The organism is Pandoraea eparura, from assembly GCF_902459725.1.
Lineage (GTDB): Bacteria > Pseudomonadota > Gammaproteobacteria > Burkholderiales > Burkholderiaceae > Pandoraea > Pandoraea eparura.
This window is the reverse complement of the sequence record NZ_CABPSH010000002.1, coordinates 469,679-492,456: the sequence shown is the minus strand read 5'-3', so window position 1 is coordinate 492,456 and position 22,778 is coordinate 469,679. Positions and strand designations below refer to the sequence as shown.

General features: G+C 64.6%; 21 protein-coding genes. 17 read left to right on the top strand and 4 right to left on the bottom strand.

All coding sequences use genetic code 11. The features are described from left to right. Nucleotides 1-133 precede the first annotated feature (133 nt). The 8 genes from PEP31012_RS06380 (at nt 134) to PEP31012_RS06345 (ending at nt 9,705) form a co-directional block, all read left to right on the top strand. Complete coding sequence (locus tag PEP31012_RS06380) at nt 134-1,018, top strand: N-formylglutamate amidohydrolase (protein WP_150588477.1); 885 nt, start codon at nt 134-136, stop codon at nt 1,016-1,018. Continuing rightward, the gene (locus PEP31012_RS06375) at nt 1,018-1,797 is read left to right on the top strand and encodes an IclR family transcriptional regulator (protein WP_150588476.1); all 780 of its coding nucleotides are present in this window, start codon (nt 1,018-1,020) and stop codon (nt 1,795-1,797) included. Before PEP31012_RS06380 ends, PEP31012_RS06375 begins: the two co-directional genes overlap by 1 nt. Before the next feature lie 372 nt (nt 1,798-2,169). Beyond that, nucleotides 2,170-3,138: an ABC transporter substrate-binding protein gene (locus PEP31012_RS06370; protein WP_150588475.1), complete on the top strand. Its 969-nt coding sequence runs from the start codon at nt 2,170-2,172 to the stop codon at nt 3,136-3,138. Nucleotides 3,139-3,152: 14 nt separating this feature from the next. Continuing rightward, complete coding sequence (locus PEP31012_RS06365; RefSeq protein WP_217427113.1) at nt 3,153-3,989, top strand: ABC transporter permease; 837 nt, start codon at nt 3,153-3,155, stop codon at nt 3,987-3,989. A gap of 10 nt (nt 3,990-3,999) precedes the next feature. Then, nucleotides 4,000-4,794 carry an ABC transporter ATP-binding protein gene (locus tag PEP31012_RS06360; protein ID WP_150588474.1) on the top strand — a complete coding sequence of 265 codons (795 nt, stop codon included), beginning with the start codon at nt 4,000-4,002 and terminating at the stop codon, nt 4,792-4,794. Between the two features lie 44 nt (nt 4,795-4,838). After that, nucleotides 4,839-6,125 (top strand): dicarboxylate/amino acid:cation symporter, encoded by a 1,287-nt coding sequence (locus tag PEP31012_RS06355; protein WP_150588473.1) that lies wholly within the window; start codon nt 4,839-4,841, stop codon nt 6,123-6,125. Nucleotides 6,126-6,367: 242 nt separating this feature from the next. Beyond that, nucleotides 6,368-8,353, top strand: coding sequence for a sensor histidine kinase (locus PEP31012_RS06350; RefSeq protein ID WP_150588472.1), 1,986 nt, complete (start codon nt 6,368-6,370; stop codon nt 8,351-8,353). Then, nucleotides 8,350-9,705, top strand: a complete 1,356-nt coding sequence (locus PEP31012_RS06345) for a sigma-54-dependent transcriptional regulator (protein ID WP_425494927.1) — start codon at nt 8,350-8,352, stop codon at nt 9,703-9,705. The genes PEP31012_RS06350 and PEP31012_RS06345 overlap by 4 nt, the downstream gene beginning before the upstream one ends. A 219-nt stretch (nt 9,706-9,924) precedes the next feature. Here PEP31012_RS06345 and PEP31012_RS06340 read toward each other — a convergent pair whose 3' ends face one another. Both PEP31012_RS06340 and PEP31012_RS23920 read right to left on the bottom strand, forming a co-directional pair. Next, nucleotides 9,925-10,419 (bottom strand): TlpA disulfide reductase family protein, encoded by a 495-nt coding sequence (locus PEP31012_RS06340; protein WP_246171165.1) that lies wholly within the window; start codon nt 10,417-10,419, stop codon nt 9,925-9,927. A 182-nt stretch (nt 10,420-10,601) separates the two neighbouring features. Next, complete coding sequence (locus tag PEP31012_RS23920) at nt 10,602-11,312, bottom strand: thioredoxin domain-containing protein (protein WP_246171164.1); 711 nt, start codon at nt 11,310-11,312, stop codon at nt 10,602-10,604. 218 nt (nt 11,313-11,530) lie between these two features. Here PEP31012_RS23920 and PEP31012_RS06330 point away from each other — a divergent pair, with 218 nt between their 5' ends. Further along, a complete protein-coding gene (locus PEP31012_RS06330) occupies nt 11,531-12,070 on the top strand; it encodes a hypothetical protein (protein WP_150588470.1) in 540 nt (179 codons plus the stop codon). Nucleotides 12,071-12,076: 6 nt separating this feature from the next. Here PEP31012_RS06330 and PEP31012_RS06325 read toward each other — a convergent pair whose 3' ends face one another. Both PEP31012_RS06325 and PEP31012_RS06320 read right to left on the bottom strand, forming a co-directional pair. After that, nucleotides 12,077-13,621: a YifB family Mg chelatase-like AAA ATPase gene (locus PEP31012_RS06325; RefSeq protein WP_150588469.1), complete on the bottom strand. Its 1,545-nt coding sequence runs from the start codon at nt 13,619-13,621 to the stop codon at nt 12,077-12,079. Between the two features lie 316 nt (nt 13,622-13,937). After that, entirely contained in the window at nt 13,938-14,186 is a 249-nt protein-coding gene (locus tag PEP31012_RS06320; RefSeq protein WP_150588468.1) for an accessory factor UbiK family protein, read from the bottom strand. Between the two features lie 405 nt (nt 14,187-14,591). Here PEP31012_RS06320 and PEP31012_RS06315 point away from each other — a divergent pair, with 405 nt between their 5' ends. The 8 genes from PEP31012_RS06315 to PEP31012_RS06280 all read left to right on the top strand — a co-directional run bounded on the left by PEP31012_RS06315 (nt 14,592) and on the right by PEP31012_RS06280 (nt 22,671). Next, on the top strand, nt 14,592-15,413 hold the full coding sequence (locus tag PEP31012_RS06315; RefSeq protein WP_150588467.1) for a TorF family putative porin: 822 nt from the start codon (nt 14,592-14,594) through the stop codon (nt 15,411-15,413). Nucleotides 15,414-15,426: 13 nt separating this feature from the next. Next, nucleotides 15,427-15,765, top strand: coding sequence for a P-II family nitrogen regulator (locus tag PEP31012_RS06310; protein WP_010804740.1), 339 nt, complete (start codon nt 15,427-15,429; stop codon nt 15,763-15,765). 25 nt (nt 15,766-15,790) lie between these two features. Further along, nucleotides 15,791-17,305 carry an ammonium transporter gene (gene amt, locus PEP31012_RS06305; RefSeq protein ID WP_150588466.1) on the top strand — a complete coding sequence of 505 codons (1,515 nt, stop codon included), beginning with the start codon at nt 15,791-15,793 and terminating at the stop codon, nt 17,303-17,305. Nucleotides 17,306-17,661: 356 nt separating this feature from the next. Beyond that, nucleotides 17,662-18,951, top strand: a complete 1,290-nt coding sequence (gene gshA / locus PEP31012_RS06300) for a glutamate--cysteine ligase (RefSeq protein WP_150588465.1) — start codon at nt 17,662-17,664, stop codon at nt 18,949-18,951. 573 nt (nt 18,952-19,524) lie between these two features. Next, nucleotides 19,525-20,817, top strand: a complete 1,293-nt coding sequence (locus PEP31012_RS06295) for a helix-turn-helix transcriptional regulator (RefSeq protein WP_150588464.1) — start codon at nt 19,525-19,527, stop codon at nt 20,815-20,817. A gap of 59 nt (nt 20,818-20,876) precedes the next feature. Continuing rightward, nucleotides 20,877-21,815, top strand: a complete 939-nt coding sequence (gene gshB, locus PEP31012_RS06290) for a glutathione synthase (RefSeq protein ID WP_150588463.1) — start codon at nt 20,877-20,879, stop codon at nt 21,813-21,815. 169 nt (nt 21,816-21,984) lie between these two features. After that, complete coding sequence (locus PEP31012_RS06285) at nt 21,985-22,398, top strand: PTS sugar transporter subunit IIA (protein ID WP_150588462.1); 414 nt, start codon at nt 21,985-21,987, stop codon at nt 22,396-22,398. Nucleotides 22,399-22,401: 3 nt separating this feature from the next. Then, nucleotides 22,402-22,671 (top strand): HPr family phosphocarrier protein, encoded by a 270-nt coding sequence (locus tag PEP31012_RS06280; RefSeq protein WP_150588461.1) that lies wholly within the window; start codon nt 22,402-22,404, stop codon nt 22,669-22,671. Nucleotides 22,672-22,778 lie beyond the last annotated feature (107 nt).

Below are 22,778 nucleotides of genomic sequence, written 5' to 3'. Positions count from 1 at the left end.
TGCCGTAACAACCCGCTTCTTGCCGACGCTCCGGCATTGTTTCAGAATATTGAAACCTTGTTTTGCTTGGCAAAACGATGCGCTTGTCATAAAGATAAAAGACGGGCGTTCCGGACGCACACGAGGAGACTGCATGTCCCGTCAGGTCACCGAGGGCCGATATTTTGTGGAAGCGCCACAAGGGGGCCTGGGGAGGCGTTTGCCTCTGGTGATCGATGCGCCGCACAGCGGTCATGTGTTCCCTCCCGATTTCGACACCATTGCGCCGACGGCCGCGATTCTCGCGTGCGGCGACGCGTACGTCGACGAATTGTGGTCCGTGGCCACGCATCACGGCGCAACGCTCGTCGCCGCGCTGTTCCCGCGCGCCTACATCGATGCGAACCGCGCCGAGCACGACATCGATCCCGAATTGCTCGCGAGCCTGTGGCCGCACGATGCGCGTCCCCAAGCGTACAGCGAGCGCGGTGTCGGCCTGCTGCATCGGTTTGCGGCGCCGAATGTGCCGCTCTACGACCGGCGCCTGTCGGTGGCCGAGGTCGAGCGCCGCATTCACGACTATTACCTGCCGTACCGCCAGGCGCTGCGCGATGCGCTGGATGCCGCCTGGCACCGGCACGGCGTGGTCTGGCACTTGAACTGTCACTCGATGCGGTCGCGCGGCGGGGCGCTCGATATCGATGCCGGCATGTCGCGCGCCGACGTGCTCGTGAGCGACGGCAACGGCACGACGGCCGATCCGGCGTTCTCGCGCTGGGTCATCGCCGAATTCACGCGACTGGGGTATCGCGTCGCGTACAACACGCCGGGGGGCGAGGATGGCGGCGGCGATCTGGTGCGTCACTTCGGACGCCCCGCCGAGCGGCGCCACAGCGTGCAGATCGAGCTGAACCAGGCGCTTTACCTGAATGAATCGCACGGCGAGAAGCATGACGGCTTCCCGGCGCTGCAATCGCAACTTGGCCAATTCGCGGCAGCGCTCGCCGCCTATGCCGAACAACATAGCGAGGAAGTTTGATGGACTACACAGTCGCTTCGGTCGATACGGCGCTTACGCTGTTGTCGCTGGTTGGGGAGTGTCCTGGCCTGGGTGTGACGGAACTGGCGCAGCGTGCCGGCCTGAACAAGTCGCGTGCCTTTCGTCTGCTGGCAACGCTCGAGCAGCACCGCTGGGTGGTGCGCGAGGGCAGCCCGGTCACCTACGTGCTGGGCGCGCAGGCGTTGGTGCTGGGTGTGGCGGGGCACGAGCAGGTCAATCTCGTGAAAGTCGCCCACCGCCACCTCCAGGCGCTCAACCGCGCACTGAACGAGAATATCCAGCTTCGTGTGCGCGACGGGCTAGAGTCGCTGTGCGTGGCGCGCGTCGAATCGACTCATGAGTTGCGCGTGCACGGCGTGGTCGGCAATCGTCGTCCGCTGTATGTCGGGGCGTCGGGCCGAGTGCTGCTGGCGTTCGCGTCCGACGACGTTCGTGCGCAGGTGCTGGGCCGTCCGCGCAAGCGCTATACGGCGGGCACGCTCATCGAGCGTGACGAGTTGGCCGCCGAGCTGCTCAACGTGCGTCGTCAGGATTGCGCGGTGAGCTTCGGCGAGCTCGCGCCCGAAGCCGTGTCGGTGGCGGTGCCGGTGCGCGATGCGTCTGGCGAGGTGATCGCGTCGCTGTCGGCTTCCGGTCCGTCGTCGCGCATGACGCGGGCGCTGCTGCCCGATATCTCGTCGCGCCTGTCGGCTTGCGCCACCGAGATTTCCGCGGCGCTGGGCTATCAGGCGCCCCTGCCGGAAGCGTTATCCGCCTGATCGGGTCTCGGGTCGCACGGGTGGTCGCCGCCTCGCTTCGGTGGGCCCGACCGCTTGGGGCGATGCCTTCAAAGGGGGGGCTTCGCCTTTTCATCGCACTGCGTTGCTTCGGCTGGGCGGAATTTACCCGAAAGCTCGCGCGACATTCCACGCTCGGCCATTTTTCTGGAAATCCAGAAAGCATTGGACCTCGCTTTCCGGTTTTTCGTATGACGGTTCTTCGGGTTTTCCACATCTTCCCATATTAAAATCAAGGACTTACGTTGTTGGCATAGGTATTGCTTTTATCAAGTACGTGCTGCCGCCCGATCCGGTGCCCTTACGGGAATCCAGACGGACAAGGCAAGCCGTCCATATAAAAGAGGAGACCTTATGTTCAAGCAATGTCTTGCCGTTGCGGCGCTGTGCGCGGCTTCGCTACACGCTTTTGCCGACGATGTGGTCCGTCTGGGGAACCTGAAGTTCGCCCACTACGGCGCGGTGTCGTACATGAAGGTCATTGGGCCGAAATATGGCCTGAAGATCGAAGAGCGGATGTTCGCCAAGGGTGTGGACATCATGCCTGCAATCGTGGCGGGGCAGGTCGACGTGTCGGCAAGCGCGCTGGACGCCGCCATTGCGGGTCGTGCGCAGGGCGCGCCGATCTACGCCGTGGCCGGATTCGCGAAGGGGGGCGTGCGTCTCGTCGCGAAGAAGGGGTTGCCGATCACCAAGGTGGCCGATCTCAAGGGTAAGAAAGTGGGTGTGGCCCGTGGCGGCGCCCAGGAGCTGATTCTGTACGCCGAGCTGGCCAAGGCCGGCCTGACGTGGTCGGATAAGCCGGGCAAGGACGTGCAGATCCTGTTCATGGCGTATGCCGATCTGAACCAGGCGCTTGCCGCCGGCAGCATCGATGCGATGTGTCAGTCGGAGCCGCAGGCTTCGCAGGCCATCAACAAGGGCTTCGGCGTGGAAATGCTCAAGCCTTACGACACGCCGCTCGGCGAGCCGGTGCGCGCGCTCGTGATCACCGAAAAGCTCTACAAGGAAAAGCCGGACGTGGCGCAGCGCCTGATGTATGCGTTCGTCGAGGCGACCGACTTCTTCATTCAGCACCCGCAGGCGGCAGAGAAGTTCGTGCGCGAGGACATGTTCAAGAACCAGATCACGACGCAGGACTTCACCGACGCCATCAGCAACTCGCCGTATAGCTACGATCTGAGCACCTCGCACGTGCAGCTCACGACCGACCTCATGAAGCAATATGGCGTGGGCCGGCTGCAGGATCCGGTGCCGAACGCGGGCGACTGGGTCAAGCTCGACCTGCTCGCCAAGGCGAAGACGAAGCTGAACATCAAGTAAAGCGAGGCGAACGGATGGCTGCTGTGCTTGCTTCTTCGGGTGCCTCGCGCACTACGCGCATGATGCGCGGTGTGCTGATTCCGCTCGCGGTCGTGGCGATCTGGCAGATCGTCACGGGCCTCGGGTGGATCAATCCGATCATTCTCCCGTCGCCGCTGGCGGTCATCGCCAAGTGGTGGCAATACCTCAAACCGACGGTGACGATGGCCGACGGCGTCGGCGCGTGGCTGAATTCGAGCGAATTGCTCACGGACGCCGCCAACAGTCTGTACCGCGTCGTCATGGGCTTTCTCGTGGGCGCGGTGATCGCGCTGCCGCTCGGCCTGCTCATGGGCACCAGCAGCCGCATCTACGGGCTGTTCAATCCGCTGGTGCAGGTGGTGCGCCCGATTCCCCCGATCGCCTACATCCCGCTGGCCATTCTCTGGTTCGGCCTGGGCAACCCGCCGGCGTTCTTCCTCATCGCACTCGGGGCGTTTTTCCCGGTGCTGATGAACACGATCGCGGGCGTACGTCACGTCGACGGCATCTATCTGCGCGCAGCCCGCAATCTCGGGGCGGGCCAGTTCACGATCTTTCGCCGCGTCATCATGCCGGCGGCGACACCGTACATCCTGTCGGGCATTCGCATCGGCATCGGTACGGCGTTCATCGTCGTGATCGTGGCCGAGATGATCGCCGTGAACAACGGTCTCGGCTACCGCATTCTGGAAGCGCGCGAATACATGTGGTCCGACAAGATCATCGCCGGCATGCTGACCATCGGTCTGCTCGGCCTGGTGATCGATCTGGGCATGGATCGTCTCAACAACCACCTGCTCAAGTGGCACCGTGGTCTCGAAACCAAGTGAGGCGAGCGACATGCTGATCGAAATTGAACACGTGGGTAAGCAGTTCCCGATTCCGGGCGGCGTCGTCGATGCGCTCAAGGACATCGATCTGACCATTGGCGCAGGGGAATTCGTCTGCCTGCTGGGGCCGTCGGGCTGCGGCAAGTCGACGCTGCTCAACGCGCTGGCAGGATTCGTGCAACCGACCTCGGGCGCCATCCGTATCGACGGTCGTGCGCACGCGGCGGCCGAGCCGGGCCCGGATCGCGGCATGGTGTTCCAGGAGTACGCGCTGTTTCCGTGGATGACGGTGGCGCAGAACATCGCTTTCGGGCTGGAAATCAAGGGGATGCGTCGCGCCGAGATCAACGAGCGGGTGGATCTGCTGCTCGGCAAGTTGAACCTGCGCGAGTTTCGCGACCGGTTTCCGCGCGATCTGTCGGGCGGCATGCGTCAGCGTGTGGCGATCGCGCGCGTGCTGGCGCTCGACAGCCCGATCCTGCTTATGGACGAGCCGTTCGGCGCGCTCGATGCGCTCACGCGCCGCACGTTGCAGGACGAGCTGCTGCGCATCTGGGAGGAATTCAAGAAGACGATCATTTTCGTCACACACAGCATCGAGGAGTCGATCTATCTGGCCGACCGGGTCGTCGTCATGACGTACCGGCCGGGCACGGTCAAGCGGGACATGGTCATCGAACTACCCCGTCCGCGCGACACGGCAGGCAGCGAATTCAATGATTTGAAGAAGACGCTCGCCCAGATGGTGATGGAGGAGCAAATGCGCTTTGCGCAAAGCGAAATTCGCGGCGTCACCGCGGATTGATAACAAGGGCGGTGGCTTGCCCCGCCGCCTGAAGAGGAAACAACATGCAAACTCAGACCAAAAAACCCTTCTATCGCATCCTGTACGTACAGGTGCTGATCGCCATCGTCATCGGCATCGTGCTCGGTCACCTCAAGCCCGATCTGGCCGTGCAGATGAAGCCGCTCGGCGATGCGTTCATCAAGCTGATCAAGATGATCATCGGCCCGGTGATCTTCTGTACCGTCGTGACCGGCATTGCCGGCATGGAAGATATGAAGAAGGTCGGCCGCGTTGGTGGCAAGGCGATCCTTTACTTCGAAATCGTCTCGACGCTCGCGCTGATCATCGGTCTGGCCGCGACCCACATCCTGAAGCCGGGTGCCGGGTTCAACGTCGACATCAATGCCCTCGATCCGAAGGCGATTTCCGGCTATGCCGCGAAGGCCGCTCACGGCGAGACGTTCGTCGACTTCCTGATGCACCTGATCCCGAGCACGATCACCGATGCGTTCGCCAAGGGTGAGATTCTGCAGATCCTCGTGATCGCTATCCTGTTTGGCGCCGCCCTGGGCATGATCGGTGAGCGTGGCCGCGTGGTGACGAACTGGATCGACAGCGTCTCGGGCGTGCTCTTCCGCGTGGTGCACATCATCACCAAGGTTGCGCCGCTGGGTGCCTTCGGTGCGATGGCCTTTACCATCGGCAAGTACGGTATCGCCTCGCTGGTGCCGCTCGCGAAGCTCATGGGCACGTTCTACCTGACGTCGTTCCTGTTCGTGATCGTCGTGCTGGGTCTGATCGCCAAGTTCACGGGCTTCTCGATCTTCCGTTTCCTCGCCTACATCAAGGAAGAGTTGCTGATCGTGCTGGGCACCAGCTCGTCGGAAGCCGCGCTGCCGCAGCTGATGGAGAAGATGGAGAATGCCGGTTGCTCGAAGTCGGTGGTGGGTCTGGTGATTCCGACCGGTTACTCGTTCAACCTCGACGGCACCAACATCTACATGACGATGGCCGTGTTGTTCATCGCGCAGGCGACCAACATCGACCTGACCTGGGGCCAGCAGCTCACGCTGCTTGCCGTGGCGATGCTGACCTCGAAGGGCGCGTCGGGCGTGACCGGCGCCGGCTTCATCACGCTGGCCGCCACGCTCGCCGTGATCCCGACCATCCCGGTGGCCGGGATGGTGCTGATCCTCGGTATCGACCGCTTCATGAGCGAGTGCCGCGCGCTGACGAACCTCGTCGGCAATGGCGTGGCGACCATCGTCGTGTCGGCCTGGGAAAAGGAACTGGACCGCAAGAAGCTCGCGCAGGCCATGTCCAAGAACCGCGAGCCGGAGCTGGCCTGACGGCTGGCGGCGGGTGCTGCGGGCTCACGTGAGTGGTTTCGCGTGACGCTGCTGCCCCCCGCCAACGCAAGATTCGCCACCGGGCGGCGCGGCACAGGCACAATAGCGCCTGAGCTTCGCCGCCCGGTGGTTCTTTGGTTCTCACTGGTTTTGCGATGACGACAGGCGGCACGACCGCGCCGCCTGTCGTCATCGCCAGAACCGGCCGTCATCGACGTCGACAAGGCGTACGCTGCGACCCAATGGCCACTCAGCACGACAACCCGATTCGCCCACGCGAGCGCCAGGCACCGGCAGGTGGCTTCGCTTCACGTACGGACGCTTCGACCCCTCGGCGCGACGACGCTCCCATCGATTTCGAGAGGACCGTGCCGATGCGCCGTTGGTCGTGGATCGCCGTCATGCTGTTGGCGAGCGTTCTGTTCTGCTGGTTGACGTACGCTCTGAGCTGGCAGCGTGGCGTGGCCGACCTGCGCGTGAACGCCGGCGCGCGTGTCGAGCGCTACGCGGGCAGTCTGCGCAGCACCGTGGACCGTTACGAATTCCTGCCGTATTTGCTTTCGCTGCATCCGGATGTGCGCGATCTGTTGCTTCATCCGAACGATCCCGCGGTCGTGCAGCGCGCCAACGATTATCTGTTCGACGTGAACCAGCGCGCCAAGGCGTCGGCCGCCTATGTGATCGATGCCAACGGTCGCGCGCTGGCCGCGAGCAACTGGCGCGAGACGGCCACGTTCGTGGGCCAGGAATATCGCTTCCGTCCGTATTTCATCGATGCGCTGCAGGGCGCGCTGGGCCGTTTCTATGGCGTGGGCACGACGTCGGGTGAGCCAGGGTACTTCGTCTCGCAGCCCATTGTGGTGGATGGCCAGATTCGCGGTGTAGTGGTCCTCAAGCTCAACCTGGAGTGGTTCCAGCGAGCCGGGGCCGACGCCTCCGAGCCGGTCGTGGTGGCCGACGATCATGGCGTGATCTTCCTGTCGTCCGAGCCGCGCTGGCAGTATCGGGCGCTCGCACCGCTAACCCCCGCGGTGAAGGCGGCGCTCGACAGCTCGCGTCAGTACTACAACCAGCACATCACGCCGCTCGCCTGGCACGAGGACGAGCGGCTCGACGCCGACGGCGAGGTCGTGACGGTGCGCGACGGTCGTGGCGCGGGCAAGAGGCGACGCTTTCTCGCCGTGCAGCGCCGGCTGGGCGAGCCGAACTGGACGCTCATGTACTTTGCGCCGCTCGACCAGGTGATCGCCAACGCGCGGATCGCGGCGGTGGCGGCGGGTTGTCTCGCGGCGTTCACTTGCTTGCTGGGGGTGGCGTGGAACCAGCGGCGTCAGCGCGTGCGCGACATGTTGAAGAGCCGTGAGTTGTTGCAATCGGCGTATGCGGAACTGGGCGAGCGGGTCGCGGAGCGCACGGCCGATCTGCAATCGGCCAATGAGCGCTTGCAGACCGAGGTGCAGGAGCGCTCGCGCACCGAGCACGAGCTGCGCGAGGCGCAGAGTGAACTCGTGCAGGCGTCCAAGCTCGTGGCGCTGGGCCAGATGGCGGCCGGTATCACGCACGAGCTCAATCAGCCGCTCTCGGCGCTGCGCAGCTTCTCCGACAATACGCGCGTGTTGCTCGAACGTGCCGAATACGGCGCGGCGCAGGAGAACCTGGAGGCCATTGCGTCGCTGACCGATCGCATGGGCAAGATCACCGGACAACTGCGGCTCTTCGCGGGTCGCTCGCGCCGCGTTGACACGCAGGCGTCGGTGCGCCGCGCGCTCGACAATACGGTGACACTGCTGCGCGGGCGTCTGGTGGGCATTGCGTTGACGACGACGTTCGCCGACGGGTTGGACGACGTGCAGGTCGCCTGTGAGGGACTGCGTCTCGAGCAGGTGCTGATCAATCTGGTGGGCAACGCCATCGACGCGGTGGGGAGTGTCGCCAGCCCGCACGCGCCGCCGTCGATCTGGATCGATGTGGAGGCCGACGACCTGTGGGCGCGCATCTATGTGCGCGATAACGGGCCGGGCATTTCGGAGGCGCATATGCCGCGTCTGTTCGAGCCGTTTTTCAGTACCAAGGAGGGCGGTCAGGGCATGGGGCTCGGACTCGCCATCTCGTCGTCCATCGCCCAGGAAAACGGCGGCCAGTTGGTCGCCCGCAACGTTCCCGGCGGTGGCGCGGAATTTCTCGTGACGCTGCGTCGAGTGCATCGCACCGGCGCGACAATCGCATGATGTACAAGAACCTTCAGATCCTATTTGTCGAAGACGACGAACTCGTGCGGCGTGCCACGCTGCAGAGCCTGCAACTCGCGGGGCTCGACGCCTTCGGGCTCGCCTCTGCCGAAGCCGCGCGCGAGCGCATCACGCCGGATTTCGCCGGCATCGTCGTCTCCGACATTCGCCTGATCGGCATGAGCGGACTCGAGCTGCTCGCGCATCTGCGTCAGCACGCCCCCGAGGTGCCGGTGATTCTCGTAACCGGTCACGGCGATATCTCAATGGCCGTTCAGGCGATTCGCGACGGTGCCTACGACTTCATCGAGAAGCCGTTCGCGCCGGATCGCCTGATCGAATCGGCCAAGCGAGCGCTGGAGACACGCAAGCTCATGCTGGAGAACCAGGCGTTGCGGCGCGAACTGGCGGAGCAGGGCGGGCGTGCCTCGCGCATTATCGGACGCAGTCCGGCGATGGAGACGCTGCGCACGCTCATCGCCAATGTGGCGATGACCGATGCGCCGGTGCTCATCAATGGCGACACCGGCACGGGTAAGGAGCTGGTGGCGCGCAGTCTGCACGAGTTGTCGCCTCGGCGCGATGCGCCGTTCGTTGCACTGAACTGCGGTGCGCTGCCCGAAGCGATCTTCGAGAGCGAGATGTTCGGCCACGAGGTCGGCGCGTTTACCGGGGCGGCCAAGCGTCGCGTCGGCAAGCTGGAGCATGCGTCGGGCGGCACGCTGTTTCTCGACGAGATTGAGAGTATGCCGCTGGCGCTGCAGGTCAAGCTGCTGCGTGTGCTGCAGGAGGGGGTGCTGGAGCGGTTGGGCTCGAATCAGTCGATTCGTGTCGACTGTCGAGTGGTCGCCGCGGCGAAGGGCGACATGGAGGCGCTGGTGCGCGCGGGCACGTTCCGTCGCGATCTTTACTACCGCCTGAATGTGGTGACGCTGGCATTGCCGCCGTTGCGCGAGCGTCGTGAGGACATCCTGCCGTTGTTCGAGCACTTCATGCTGGACGCCGCCGTGCGCTATGGCCGCCCGGCGCCCGTGGTCTCGGACCGGATGCGTCAGGAGCTGATGCAGGCGGACTGGCCGGGCAACGTGCGTGAGCTGCGCAACGCGGCGGATCGTCTGGTGCTCGGCGTGGCGAGTGCGCCGGAGGGAGACTCGCTCGCGCCGCTCCCGCTCCGTGAGCAGGTGGACCGCTTCGAGCGCGCGGTGCTGCAAGAGGCGCTGGAGCACAGCAAAGGCAACGTGGCGGCGACGGCCGAGGCGCTGCACGTGCCCAAGGCGACGCTGTATGAAAAGCTCAAGCGTTACGGCTTACACACGCGCGGGCAAGGCGACGGCGGCGAGGGCGGGCGTTGATCGCACCGTGGGCGAAAGGGGTGACGCGGGGCGTTGCTGGTGATTGCCTACGTTGGGTGTCTACGTCGAGTGTGTAAGTCGAGCGCCAGCGTCGGATGCCCAAGTCGGGTCCCTAAGTTGTGCGCCAACGTCGGGGACAAAACAAAAGCGCCCCTAAGGGCGCTTGCGTTGCGGCGAGGGAGGTTAGGCGATGCGGTGACGTGGCCCGGCGCCGCGACGTCAAGCCTGCTTGCCCAGTGCCGTCTCGATGAGCTTGTCGAGTTCTGCATATTCGGGCTCGCCCACGTATTGCTTGAGCACCTTGCCATTGCGATCCACGACGAAGGTCGTCGGCGTGAGCTGGACGTTGCCGTACTGTTTGGCCACGCTGCCGTCGGAATCCATCGCCACCTTGAACGGCAGTTGACGCGACTGCGCATAGTTCACCACATACATCGGCGGGTCGTAGCTCATGGCGACGGCCACGAATTCCAACCCTCGGCCTTTGTACTTCTCGTACGTCTTCACCATCGTCGGCATTTCCTTCATGCACGTGGTGCAGCTCGTCGCCCAGAAGTTGACGAGATAGACTTTGCCCTTGAGCTGTTCGGTGCCGAGCTTTTGTCCTGAGAGCAGCGTGAACGTCGCCTCGGGCGCGCGCTTTTGTCCGGCAAACGTGAAGTACGCAGCGATCGCCACGATTGCGATGATCGCAATGGCGAGGATCTTGCTCATGGGAGACTTGCGGGGGGTCGTAGTGCTCATGACACAGCCGTGTGAAAGGATGGTTCGATGGGTGTGGGCGATTCTACTCTGATTTTCAACCCCGATTCTGCTGCCTCGATCGTACCGCTTCGATTCCACAGCCCCGATCCCACAGCCCCGATTGCGCGGCCTCGATTCCACGGCTCCGATGCTCAGCGCTCGACGGCGGCGCGACCGGCACGCAACTGGGTGCGGCCTTGCGCGATGGCGTTGTCGAGATAGGCGCCATAGAAGTCGGGGAGTCCTGCGCCGATCAGCGGGTCGGCGACCGGGCGTCCGTGCGTATCGAGGAACAAAACCGTCGGCGACACCTTGACACCGTGGGTGCGTGCCCAGGCAACGCCCGTCGTCGTCGAGCCGTCAAACTCGCGCACGGTCGCGGCGCTGTCCATGCCGATCTCTCGCACCTCATATTTGCCGCTGCGCACGAGCGGCGCAAGTTCGCGCTGACGGATCGGGCCGCAATAGACGCAGTCCCGCAGCGATACGAGCACGATCAGCGGGGCGTCGAGCGAAGCGGCACGGCGGGCGTGGGCGGCGAAGTCCGTCGCCAACGGCACGGTGGCCTGCGCTTGCACAGGACGCCGGTTGTCGTTCTGCGCTGGCGTTGCTGAAGTGCTACCGGCGTCGCGCGGCGACGTGACGCCCGTCGATGGCGGCACCGCGGAGTTCGGTGTGCCGGGGCGGATATTGTCGCCCAACGCCGGCGCTGCGGCCGCCGTGCCAATGGCGCACACCGCCGTCAGCACCGCCAGTGCCGTCGGTAACGCCGTCACGCGTATCTTCAATAGCGCCGTTGCCGACGCTATCAACAGCGCCTTCAACTGCGCGATTGCATACTGCCTGGCAACGTTGCGGGTCATTGGCGAGCGCGCCGCGACGCAATGTCGGTGCGTGAGCGCAAGCGCGGACGCAAGCCGCCCGCGTCGGTCGCAGACGCCGGCAGGCAATGGGCGGGACGAGTCAGCCGTGGTGCGTGTCATGCCGCCGATGATACCGGGAACTGCCACGACGCGTTTTTCGTGTCGCAACACATGGCGGATAATGAGCGTCTCCGTTCCCTCAGGTTGCTCTCCTGTTTATGAATCGCGTTGTCCGTGTCTACGTCATGCTTGCCGCGACGATGTTGCTCGCCGCCTGTTCCCCTCGCTACGACTGGCGCGAGGTGCACGACAAGGACGGCGCGTACGCCGTCACCTACCCTGCCAAACCGACGCGGGACGCCCGCGAAGTGAAGTTCGCTTCCGGTCCGTTGCCGATGCGCATGCAGGCGGCGCGGGTCGATGCGGCGCTCTTCGCCGTGGGCGTGGTCACGCTGCCCAGCGACGATGCGACGTTACGGCAGACGATCCTCGCCGAACTACAGCGAGGCTTGCTCGCCAATGTGAACGACGCGGCCGCCGCGCCGGTGCAGGTCATGGTGCACCAGGCGGGCGACGCCCCCGCCATTCCCGGGACAAGTGTCTTGGCGCAAGGCAAGGCCAGCGACAAGACCGAGCGTTACATCGCGGCCCGTTTCGTCGGACGTGGCAACCACGTCTATCAGGTCGTCGTGCTCGCGACGAAGGCGCCCGCGAAGGATCAAGTCGACCAGTTTCTCGATTCCTTCACGCTGGAGTGATCTCTGTCATGTCGTGGAGGCTTCGCGATATTGGGTAGCCTCCGCGACATGGTGAGCGTCGATCGCGATGCTGCCTGCGAGATCGGCAACCGTGCGCGCCACGCGCAACACGCGGTGATACGTGCGTGCCGACCAATGGTGCTGCGTAACCGCGCGGTGCAGGACATCCTGCGCGTTCGGCTGCAATGCGCATTGCGCCTCCAGCGCACGGCTCGAGAGGTCGCTATTCAATTGACCCTGACGCGATAGCTGGCGCTCGCGCGCCCGCCCGACGCGCGCCGCCACCACCTCGCTGCGCTCGCCGCTGGCCGGGGCGGCGAACGTCTCGGCACGCAGCGCCGGCACTTCGACATGCAGGTCGATGCGATCGAGCAGCGGGCCCGAGAGACGATTGCGATATCGCGCCACGGCCTCGCTCGTACAGCGGCAACTGCGCGATGGATGCCCCAGGTCGCCGCACGGGCAAGGGTTCATCGCAGCCACGAGTTGAAACGCTGCCGGGAATGTGGCGTGTCCGCCCGCGCGTGAGATCGTGACATGACCGACCTCCAGCGGTTCGCGCAGGACTTCGAGCACGCGTCGCTGGAATTCGGGCAGTTCGTCAAGAAAGAGCACGCCGCGATGCGCGAGGCTGATTTCTCCTGGGCGCGGCACGCTGCCTCCGCCCACCAGCGCCGCTGCCGTTGCCGTGTGATGCGGTGCGCGAAACGGCCGTCGACCCCAGTGACGCCAATCGAATCCCTGTGCGCTCAGGCTGGCCAGCGTGGCGGCCTCCACGGCTTGTGTCTTGCCCAGGGGCGGGAGCAGTCCCGCGAGCCGCGTCGCCAGCATCGACTTGCCGGTGCCCGGCGGACCATAGAACAGGATGTGATGCCCGCCAGCCGCCGCCACTTCCAGCGCGCGCTTGGCGTGTTCCTGTCCCTTGATGTCGCCCAGATCGGGCAGGTTGCTCGCCTGCGCCGCTTCGGCGTCGGCCAGTGCGGCGTCCGCAACGGCGAGCGGGACGACGGCACGCGGCAGCGGCACGGCCACGTCGGGCTCGGCAAGGTGCGCGCAGACGTCGAGCAAGGTGCGCGCGCCGTAGACCGTGGCGCCTTCGACCAGCGCCGCTTCCTGTGCGCTGCCCGCAGGCAGCACGAGCGCACGCGCCAAGGGTTCAGCCAGCGCGGCACTCGCCATCGCCAAGGCGCCGCGGACCGGCCGCAATTCGCCGCTGAGCGACAGCTCCCCGGCGAACTCGTGCGCGCGCAATCCGGCTTCGGGCAACTGACCGCTGGCCGCGAGAATGCCCAGCGCAATCGGCAGATCGAAGCCGCCAGACGCTTTCGGCAGATCCGCCGGGGCCAGGTTGACGGTAATGCGCCGTGCGGGAAATTCGAACCGGCTGTTCTGCAGCGCGGAGCGTACGCGTTCCCGGCTCTCCTTGACCTCGGTATCGGGCAGACCCACCAGCGACAAGCCCGGCAACCCGTTCGCCAGGTGCACTTCGACGGTGACCGCGCGCGCCACCATCCCCGTGATCGCACGGCTGCTGACAACTGCCAATGACATCTCTCCTCCTTCTAACATCGCGACCCATCGCAGCGTGTCGCATCAATGTCGATAGTCGTCGCAGAACGCCGCGGCGCACAACGTCCTACCGGAGGAAATCGGGGGCGTGAAGGGTATTTTCGGAGCGACGCCGCCGATGACTCGGCAAGGTCCGCTGCGATTTAGGAGGATCCCGATCTTAGGCTGAGAATCGGGGTGTCGCGATACGGGGTGTCAAGCGATGAAGCGACGAGGGGGCGGTGACGCGGGGCATCGCGCTGGCCTGCTTCGGGTCCCCTAAAACCACAAAGGGCGCCGAAGCGCCCCTTGTATCCCGTCAGTCTTGCGCTTCGCTGCGCAGGCTTTCGAGTTCGGCCACACGCTTTTCCAGCGCTTCGAGCTTCTCGCGCGTGCGGGCAAGCACCTGCGCCTGCACGTCGAATTCCTCGCGGGTTACCAGATCGAGCCGGTTGAAGCCCTGGTTGAGCAGGCTTTTGACATTGCGCTCGATATCCTTGGCGGGCGATTGCTTGAGCAACTCACTCACCTTGGTTTGCATGTCTTGCAGGATCTCGTTCGGTTTCATAAGCCTTCCTCGCTTCATTTCTGCGCACCAAAATGGTGCTTGCACCGTCACAGTGCTTCGGCGTGCCGGTCTGACCGGTGCAAGGTGGTGCATCGGGGGCGGCCGCCAACGTTGGCGCAACTCTAACACCGTTTCCTGTGCCCAGCCAGCGCAGGCGCCGGTCCAATTCCGCCCAGTCATTACCCGGTAAGGATTTGACCACGTCGGCCCGGCGTCGTTGTCGTCGTCGGCGATGCCCGTGCGCCGGCCCGTCCCCCGTAATTTTGCCAATTTTTTATCTCGAAATTCGTATCTTGCGCGTCGCAGCGCATGTCGACATGGGACCTGGCACGGGAGTTGCTCTACTCAGGCCGGAACCTGCCGCACGCTGCACCAAGACGTTAGATAACAACTCAGGGGAAAGTGATGAATAAAGTGTCAACTGCGATGGCTGGCGTTGTCTTCTTCGGTGCCATGGCGACGTCCGCCGGCGTTTTCGCGCAGGCGAGCGCCGACGGTGCCGCACCTGCCACCGCGGCGAGTGCCGCAGCCGAACCGCTGACGGTAACCGCCAACATCGGTCTGTTCTCCGACTACCGCTTCCGTGGCATTTCGCAAACGGCCAAGCGCCCGGCGGTGCAGGGTGGCTTCGATCTCGCGCATGAGTCCGGGCTGTACGCCGGCGTGTGGGCGTCGAACATCAGCTGGATTTCGGATGGCAACTCGGCGGTGAGCGCGCCGATCGAGATGGACTTCTATGGGGGCTGGAAGAAGGAAGTCCTCCCCGACTGGACCGTCGACGTCGGGGGGCTGCAGTACTACTACCCGGGGACCTACCCGTCCGGGGCGTTTTTCCCGCGTCCGCATACGTTCGAACTGTATGCCGCCGTGGGCTGGAAAACGGTAACGCTGAAGTACTCGCACTCGCTGACCCGTCTGTTCGGTCTCGTGAGCCCGGACGGCCAGGATACGACGAACAGCGGCTATCTCGACCTCACGGCGACCTATGACATCGGCTTCTGGGGCCTCTCGGCGGTCGGTCACGTGGGGCACCAGTGGGTGCACAACTTCAGCGCGGCTGGTTATACCGACTGGAAGCTCGGCCTGTCGAAAGACCTGGGCAAGAACTTCACCGTGTCGGTCGCCTACGTCGATACGAACGCCGATGAGAAGTACTACACCGCCGCGAATTCCGGCAAAGTACTCTCCAAGGCGACGGTCGTCGTGGGGTTGTCGAAGACATTCTAAGGAGCGACTCAACATGAAGCTGATTACCGCAATTGTGAAACCCTTCAAGCTCGACGAGGTGCGCGAAGCCCTGTCGAACATCGGCGTGGCGGGGATTACGGTGACCGAAGTCAAGGGCTTCGGCCGCCAAAAGGGCCATACCGAGCTGTATCGGGGTGCAGAATATGTCGTCGACTTTCTGCCGAAGGTGAAGATCGAGGCGGTCATCGGCGACGCCTTGCTCGACCAGGCGATCGACGCCATCGAGCAGGCGGCTCGCACCGGCAAGATCGGCGACGGCAAGATTTTCGTGTCCAACGTCGAACACGTCGTCCGAATCCGTACGGGAGAGACCGGCGAAGACGCGCTGTGAAGGTCCTACAAAAGAGACAACAATCATGAAAAAACTGCTTGCCAAACTGTTGCTCGTCGCCGCCTTCGCGGGCGTTGCGGGCACGCTGGGCCTCGGCTCGACCGCCGCACTCGCGCAGGACGCCTCGGCCCCGGCCGCCGCGTCGGAAACCGCATCACCCGCTGCCTCCACTGCGACGCCGGCGGCCCAGGCCGCTGCGCCGGCACCCGCCGCCGCCGCGACGCCCGTGCCGCCGAACAAGGGTGACACGGCGTGGCTGCTGACCTGTACCGCCCTGGTGATTCTCATGACCCTGCCCGGCCTGGGTCTGTTCTACGGCGGTCTCGTCCGCTCGAAGAACATGCTCTCGGTGCTGATGCAGTGCTTCATCATCTTCTCGCTCGTGGTCGTGCTCTGGTCGATCTACGGCTACAGCATCGCGTTCACCGAGGGCGGGGCGTTCTTCGGGGGCTTTGATCGTCTGTTCCTGAAGGGCATGACGCCGGACTCGATCGCCGCGACCTTCAGCAAGGGCGTGAATGTGCCGGAATACGCGTACATGGCGTTCCAGGCCGCGTTCGCCGCCATTACCTGTGCGCTGATCGTCGGGGCGTTTGCCGAACGTACCAAGTTCTCGGCCGTGCTGCTCTTCACCGTGATCTGGTTCACGTTCTCCTATCTGCCGATCGCCCATATGGTGTGGTTCTGGGCGGGTCCGGATGCTTACACTGACCCTGCCGCCGCCGACGCCGCCACGGCACATGCCGGCTGGCTCTTCCAGAAGGGCGCGCTCGATTACGCAGGCGGTACGGTGGTGCACATCAATGCCGCTATCGCCGGTCTGGTCGGCTCGTACATGGTTGGCAAGCGTGTTGGTTTCGGCAAGGAAGCGTTCAAGCCGCATTCGCTCACGATGACGATGATCGGCGCCTCGCTGCTCTGGTTCGGCTGGTTCGGCTTCAACGCCGGCTCGGGGCTGGAAGCGAACGGCGGTGCTGCGCTCGCCTTCGTGAACACGCTGCTCGCAACCGCGGCTGCCACGCTGTCGTGGACGGCTGGTGAGTGGATCGGCAAGGGCAAGCCGTCAATGCTCGGTGGTGCCTCGGGTGCTGTCGCCGGTCTGGTGGCGGTGACGCCTGCCGCCGGCTTCGTCGGCCCGATGGGCTCGATCGTGCTCGGCCTGCTTGCCGGTCTGATCTGCCTGTGGGGGGTGAATGGCCTGAAGCGCCTGCTCAAGGCCGACGACGCGCTCGACGTATTTGGCGTGCATGGCGTGGGCGGTATGCTCGGCGCGATTCTGACGGGCGTGTTCGCGGCCCCGTCGCTTGGCGGTACGGGCATCTACGACTACGTGGCCAACAAGGTGGCGCCGGACTACTCGATCGCCGGTCAAGTCTGGATCCAGCTGCAGGCCGTGCTCACCACGGTCGTCTGGTCGGGCGTGGTCGCCTTCATCGCCTTCAAGATCGCCGACATCGTGCTGGGTCTGCGCGTGCCGGAAGACGAAGAGCGCGAGGGTCTGGACATCACCTCGCACGGCGAATCCGCTTATCACAACTGATGACAGGAGCGTCGGTGGGGATCGTTTTCCCCACCGTTCGAATCTGTGACGTCGCACTGTTCGGGCCCGGCTTCGGCCGGGTCTGACATCCCACAACCGCCCGCGACTCGGCAACGATGCGTTGCCGAGCTTGACCCAGGGCGAGCAAGAGGAGTTGCCGGTGGCCGGTCGGACAGCCGCCGCCGGCGTTGTGCGGGTACCCAGGGGTGCCCGTTTTTTTTGCTTGCGATTCCCCGCTTCGCCCCCATCTTCTTTCACCGCAGCTTGCGCACTGCACGTCCTCCGATCCTGCCCAAGGGTGGGGGACGCCGGGCGTATGCTCTACAATCGATATTCCATCTGGATATGAGAGAAGCATGGTTCCGCATCTCGTCACGGCTCTGAAAGGCCCCTTGCTCGACCTGGAAAAGAAGATCCTCGATGCGACTCCCGCGATCGAGCGCTGGTTCCGGCTCGAGTGGCAGGAACATACGCCGCCGTTCTATTGTTCGGTCGACCTGCGAAATGCCGGCTTCAAGCTCGCCCCGGTCGACACCAATCTCTTCCCCGGTGGCTTCAATAATCTGGCGCCTGAGGTGCTGCCGCTTGCCGTGCAGGCGGCGATGGCCGCCATCGAGAAGATCTGCCCCGACGCCAAGAACCTGCTGCTCATTCCCGAACGGCATACGCGTAACACTTTCTACCTGCAGAACCTTGCCCGGCTGTCGACGATCATGCGTCACGCGGGGCTGAACGTGCGCCTGGGCAGTCTGTCGGACGACATCACCGAGCCGACCACCATCGAGTTGCCCGACGGCCAGCACGTCGTGATCGAGCCGCTCGAGCGTTCGCCGCGTCGGCTGGGGCTCAAGAATTTCGATCCGTGCTCGATCCTGCTCAACAACGATCTGTCCGCCGGCATTCCGCCGATTCTCGAAGGCCTTCACGAACAGTACCTCTTGCCGCCGCTGCATGCCGGATGGGCCGTGCGCCGCAAGAGCCAGCATTTCTCGGCGTACGACGACATCGTCAAGAAATTCGCGAAGATGATCGACGTCGACCCGTGGATGCTCAATCCGTACTTTGCCAAGTGCGAGGGCATCGATTTCGATGAACGCGTCGGGGAAGAGAAGCTCGCCGATACGGTCGACGCCGTGCTCAAGAAGATCAACAAGAAGTATCGCGAGTACGGCATCAGTGAAAAGCCGTTCGTCGTGATCAAGGCCGATGCCGGCACGTACGGCATGGGCGTGATGATGGTGCATGACGCCGCCGAGATCAAAAACCTGAACCGGCGCGAGCGTACCAAGATGAGCGTGGTCAAGGAAGGTCTCGAAGTGCACGACGTGATCGTGCAGGAAGGCGTCTACACGTTCGAGCGCATCAACGAAGCCGTGGCGGAGCCGGTCGTCTACATGATCGATCGCTACGTGGTCGGCGGGTTCTACCGGGTGCACACCGGACGCGGGACCGACGAGAACCTCAATGCGCCCGGCATGCACTTCGTGCCGCTCGCCTTCGAGCACACGGCGCTGCCCGATGTCCACGCCAAACCGGGCGCGGCACCGCCGAACCGGTTCTATATGTACGGCGTGGTGGCGCGTCTGGCACTGCTCGCGGCGTCGGTCGAACTCGAGCGCACCGATCCGGATCCGGAAACGTATTGACGCGGCAGGATCGACGTGGCGGCCAGTGACGTCGGCTCACGTCCGCTCACGCCTGCTTCACGCCGGCTCCACGCCGGCTCCACGCCGGCTCCACGTCGGCTCGCGTCCGCTCACATCGGCTCACATCGGTTCGCGCCCGCTCGCCCCGTCACGCCCCGTCACGCCCGCTTACGTCCCTTCGGTTTGGCGTCGGTTTGAGAAGTTTCCGAATTTGAGGTGAGGGCGTGCCGGTTAGGCGGTCGCCCTGGACGCTTCCCGTTCCGGGAAGCGAAAAGAAAAAGACGCCCGGCTGGCCCCCCGACTAGCCGGGCGTCACATTTACCGGTCGCCTCATGCAACGACCGGAAATCGGGGCTTCCCTGGGCGGTTCCCCCCCGCAAACTGGTTTCCTGCACGCTCCCTTGATGTCTGGATCGGTGTACTGTGCCGATCCGCTGCCTCGTTCGCGTCAGCATTGAAGCGATGATGCGACCGTTTGACATGCACAACATCCCCCGACTGGGGGAGGTGCGTCCGTCTCGACGCGGAATAGGAAATTTCCTTGGAATGGTGCTGTCTGGGAGGCATATGGGAATGCAGGGGGATTTGCGCACAGGCCTTCGTCAACTTCATCAACTGCCGCTGCCGACGCTCGACTATCTGCCGCTGTGGCTGGAGACACTGCGCCTGAGGCTGGCGGCGGACGGCGTGGCCGCGCTCTGGTGTCATGCGCCCGACGATCCAGGCGCGACAGCGCCGGCGACTTGCTGGTACGCGCCGCAGGCGCCCCTGTCGGCCTGCGAGCGGCTCGCCACCAGCGATTGGGCGATGCCGCCGGTGGCGGCGCTGCAGCGCTCGCTCGCGCACGGCGAGGTGCTGCGCGGTCACGCGCGGCGCTCACGGGGCGGCTTGGCCGCGGCGTCCTCGACATTGCCCCGTCCTCCGGAACTGGCGGGATGCCTGCCCGACGGCGACTTGCTCGACGTTTGTCTGTTGCCGTTGCCCAGGGCCACGGGCGCGGCGGCGATGCGCAGCGAGTGCGCCGGGCCGTCGGCCGTCGCCCCGCTCGGCGCGTTGCGACTCCTCGTGTCGCGCCGCAGATCGCAGCCGCGTTTCAGTGCACGCGAAGTCGCGGCGTTTGAGTCTGCCGCCGCCGAGTTCGCCGCGCCGCTTCATCGCCCCGGCTTCCCCCCGATGACCGCGATGACATCCCTCACTCAACCGCTTCGGCCGGAACCGTCGGCCGCCATCGGCGACGATGTGGCAGGGACGCTGGTCTGGCATCGACGTCAGCCGGAATGGGCCGACCCCGCGGCGCTGGCGCTCATGCGCCGGGTCTGGCAGCGCATGCCCGGGCGCGCGTGGCCCGAGGCGTGCGTCGTCGTGCAGGCCTGCCAGTCGCTGGTCGACGAACTGAGGCTCCACCCATCGGACGCCGCCTCGCCCGGGGTGCCCGTCAGCAAGGCACTCGGGGTGCCAGGCGGCACGCTACACCTGCACGCCACGCATTTGTGCGCAATGGGCGGCCGGGCGACCGAGCGCGTGCGCATTGCCCTGCACCTCGCCGTGCCGCCCGCCATTCGGCTGTTGCTGCGGCTCTGGCAGACGGGGCTGACCCCGGTGCAGCGCGAGATCGCGATGCGGCTGCTGGCCGGGCAGTCGCGCGCGCAGACGCGCGAGGCGTGCGCGATTGGCGTGCAGACGCTCAAGACGCATTTGTCGCTCATGCGCGCTCGTCTGGATCCTGTGCACGACGCATCGCTGCTGCTCGGGCTGGGCGGATCCGTGGCGCTTGGCAGCGGGGGGCGAGCGTTCATGTCGCGTGGAAGCGGCGCGCCGGACGTTGATGCCACGCGCAGCGGCAAAATGGCGCCTCGGCTAGAATAGACGTCTGTCGCCGCTGCCCGCGGTGTGTGCATCCGAACCCCCAAGACTCCCGCCGATCGATGCAGATTCTCTTTATCGCCGACCCGCTCGACCAGTTCAAGATCTACAAGGACACCACGTTCTCGATGATGCGCGAGGCCGCGCGTCGCGGGCACCGCATATTCGCGTGCGAGACGCACGAGATGGCCTGGCAGAACGCGGGGGTCGACGCGCGCGTCAGGGAAATCCGCCTGACGGGCGATGCGATTGCCTGGTACGACGTGGTGCAAACGCGGGTGAGCGCGCTTACCGAGTTCGATGCCGTGCTCATGCGCAAGGACCCGCCGTTCGACATGGAGTACATCAACGCCACGTGGCTGCTTGAGGTCGCCGAGCGCGCCGGTGCGCGGGTGTTCAACAAGCCGAGCGCGATTCGTGATCACTCCGAAAAGATGGCGATCGCCGAATTTCCTCAGTTCGTGACGCCGACGTTGGTCACGCGCGACGCGACCCGCCTGCGCGCTTTTCACGACGAACATGGTGACGTCATCTACAAGCCGCTGGACGGCATGGGCGGCACAGGGGTGTTCCGCATCGGTCCGGATGGCCGCAACCTTGGGTCGGTCATCGAAATGCTCGGGGAATACGGGGCCAGTTCGGTGATGGCGCAGCGCTTCATTCCCGAGATCGTGCTGGGCGACAAGCGGATTCTCGTCATCGGCGGCCAGGTTGTGCCGCACTCGCTGGCGCGCATCCCGCAAGGCAACGAAGTGCGCGGCAACCTCGCCGCCGGCGGCGTGGGCGAGGCGCGCGACCTGACGGCGCGCGATCGTCAGATTGCCGAAACGCTGGCGCCGATACTCTGGCAACGTGGCCTGCTGCTCGTGGGCCTCGACGTCATCGGCGATTGCCTCACGGAAGTGAACGTCACGAGTCCGACGTGCTTCCAGGAAATCACGGACCAAACCGGTTTCGATGTGCCGAAAATGTTCATCGATGCCCTGGAACGGGCGGTGTAAGGTGAATTCGGGGCTGTCGGGGCGACGCACCGTCTCAGGCCGGGCCTAACCGCCTGAAAAATCGGGTTTTTTGCGCGCCTGTTAAAATAGCTGTCCCAAAATCGACAGGTTCGCGTTCGTCGTTGTGTTTGACTTCCGAACACCCGCGGCGCTTGGCGTACCTAGCATCATGGCTGGAATTCTGATTATTGCCCACGCACCGCTCGCCTCCGCACTTCGCGAGTGTGTTTCGCATATCTACGGCGGGTGTCCGGCGCACATCGGCGCCATCGACGTTGTGCCCGACCAGGACACGGCCGCGCTCGTCGCCACGGCGCGCGAACGCCTCGCGCAGCTTCACGAGGACAACGGCGTACTGGTCCTCACGGACCTGTTCGGCGCCACGCCGTCGAATGTCGCGGCGCAACTCGTCGATGCGAAGGTGCGTGTCCTCTCGGGAGTGAACCTGTCGATGCTGATCAAGGCGGTGTGCTATCGCTCGGTGCCGCTCGACACGCTGGTGGAGAAGGTGCTTTCCGGCGGATCTAAAGGTATTCTGGAGGTTGGCGCGGGTGCGCCGGCCACACACACTACGTCACACTGACACATGCTTCGACAAGAAACGACGATCGTAAATAAATTGGGCTTGCATGCCCGGGCATCGGCAAAGCTGACGCAATTGGCGGCGAAATTTCAGAGTGAGGTCTGGCTGACCCGGAATGGTCGGCGCATCAACGCGAAGAGCATCATGGGCGTCATGATGCTGGCCGCCGGGATTGGCGCGACGGTCGAAGTAGAGACCGAGGGCTCGGACGAGCAGCAAGCCATGAATGAAATCCTGGCCCTCATCGCGAGCAAGTTCGGCGAAGGGGAGTAACGCGTCGTTGCGGTGAGTTGCGGCGCGCCGCGAGCGTCGATCGCATCCGCGCCCAAGGGCGGCTCACCGTGTCGCACGTCACCCGAACGCGGCAAAGCCTACAGCTT

Coding starts and splice junctions, on each gene's coding strand:
- PEP31012_RS06380 (WP_150588477.1), top strand. CDS start 134: ATGTCCCGTCAGGTCACCGAGGGCCGATATTTTGTGGAAGCGCCACAA.
- PEP31012_RS06375 (WP_150588476.1), top strand. CDS start 1,018: ATGGACTACACAGTCGCTTCGGTCGATACGGCGCTTACGCTGTTGTCG.
- PEP31012_RS06370 (WP_150588475.1), top strand. CDS start 2,170: ATGTTCAAGCAATGTCTTGCCGTTGCGGCGCTGTGCGCGGCTTCGCTA.
- PEP31012_RS06365 (WP_217427113.1), top strand. CDS start 3,153: ATGGCTGCTGTGCTTGCTTCTTCGGGTGCCTCGCGCACTACGCGCATG.
- PEP31012_RS06360 (WP_150588474.1), top strand. CDS start 4,000: ATGCTGATCGAAATTGAACACGTGGGTAAGCAGTTCCCGATTCCGGGC.
- PEP31012_RS06355 (WP_150588473.1), top strand. CDS start 4,839: ATGCAAACTCAGACCAAAAAACCCTTCTATCGCATCCTGTACGTACAG.
- PEP31012_RS06350 (WP_150588472.1), top strand. CDS start 6,368: ATGGCCACTCAGCACGACAACCCGATTCGCCCACGCGAGCGCCAGGCA.
- PEP31012_RS06345 (WP_425494927.1), top strand. CDS start 8,350: ATGATGTACAAGAACCTTCAGATCCTATTTGTCGAAGACGACGAACTC.
- PEP31012_RS06340 (WP_246171165.1), bottom strand. CDS start 10,419: ATGAGCAAGATCCTCGCCATTGCGATCATCGCAATCGTGGCGATCGCT.
- PEP31012_RS23920 (WP_246171164.1), bottom strand. CDS start 11,312: ATGACCCGCAACGTTGCCAGGCAGTATGCAATCGCGCAGTTGAAGGCG.
- PEP31012_RS06330 (WP_150588470.1), top strand. CDS start 11,531: ATGAATCGCGTTGTCCGTGTCTACGTCATGCTTGCCGCGACGATGTTG.
- PEP31012_RS06325 (WP_150588469.1), bottom strand. CDS start 13,621: ATGTCATTGGCAGTTGTCAGCAGCCGTGCGATCACGGGGATGGTGGCG.
- PEP31012_RS06320 (WP_150588468.1), bottom strand. CDS start 14,186: ATGAAACCGAACGAGATCCTGCAAGACATGCAAACCAAGGTGAGTGAG.
- PEP31012_RS06315 (WP_150588467.1), top strand. CDS start 14,592: ATGAATAAAGTGTCAACTGCGATGGCTGGCGTTGTCTTCTTCGGTGCC.
- PEP31012_RS06310 (WP_010804740.1), top strand. CDS start 15,427: ATGAAGCTGATTACCGCAATTGTGAAACCCTTCAAGCTCGACGAGGTG.
- amt (WP_150588466.1), top strand. CDS start 15,791: ATGAAAAAACTGCTTGCCAAACTGTTGCTCGTCGCCGCCTTCGCGGGC.
- gshA (WP_150588465.1), top strand. CDS start 17,662: ATGGTTCCGCATCTCGTCACGGCTCTGAAAGGCCCCTTGCTCGACCTG.
- PEP31012_RS06295 (WP_150588464.1), top strand. CDS start 19,525: ATGCAGGGGGATTTGCGCACAGGCCTTCGTCAACTTCATCAACTGCCG.
- gshB (WP_150588463.1), top strand. CDS start 20,877: ATGCAGATTCTCTTTATCGCCGACCCGCTCGACCAGTTCAAGATCTAC.
- PEP31012_RS06285 (WP_150588462.1), top strand. CDS start 21,985: ATGGCTGGAATTCTGATTATTGCCCACGCACCGCTCGCCTCCGCACTT.
- PEP31012_RS06280 (WP_150588461.1), top strand. CDS start 22,402: ATGCTTCGACAAGAAACGACGATCGTAAATAAATTGGGCTTGCATGCC.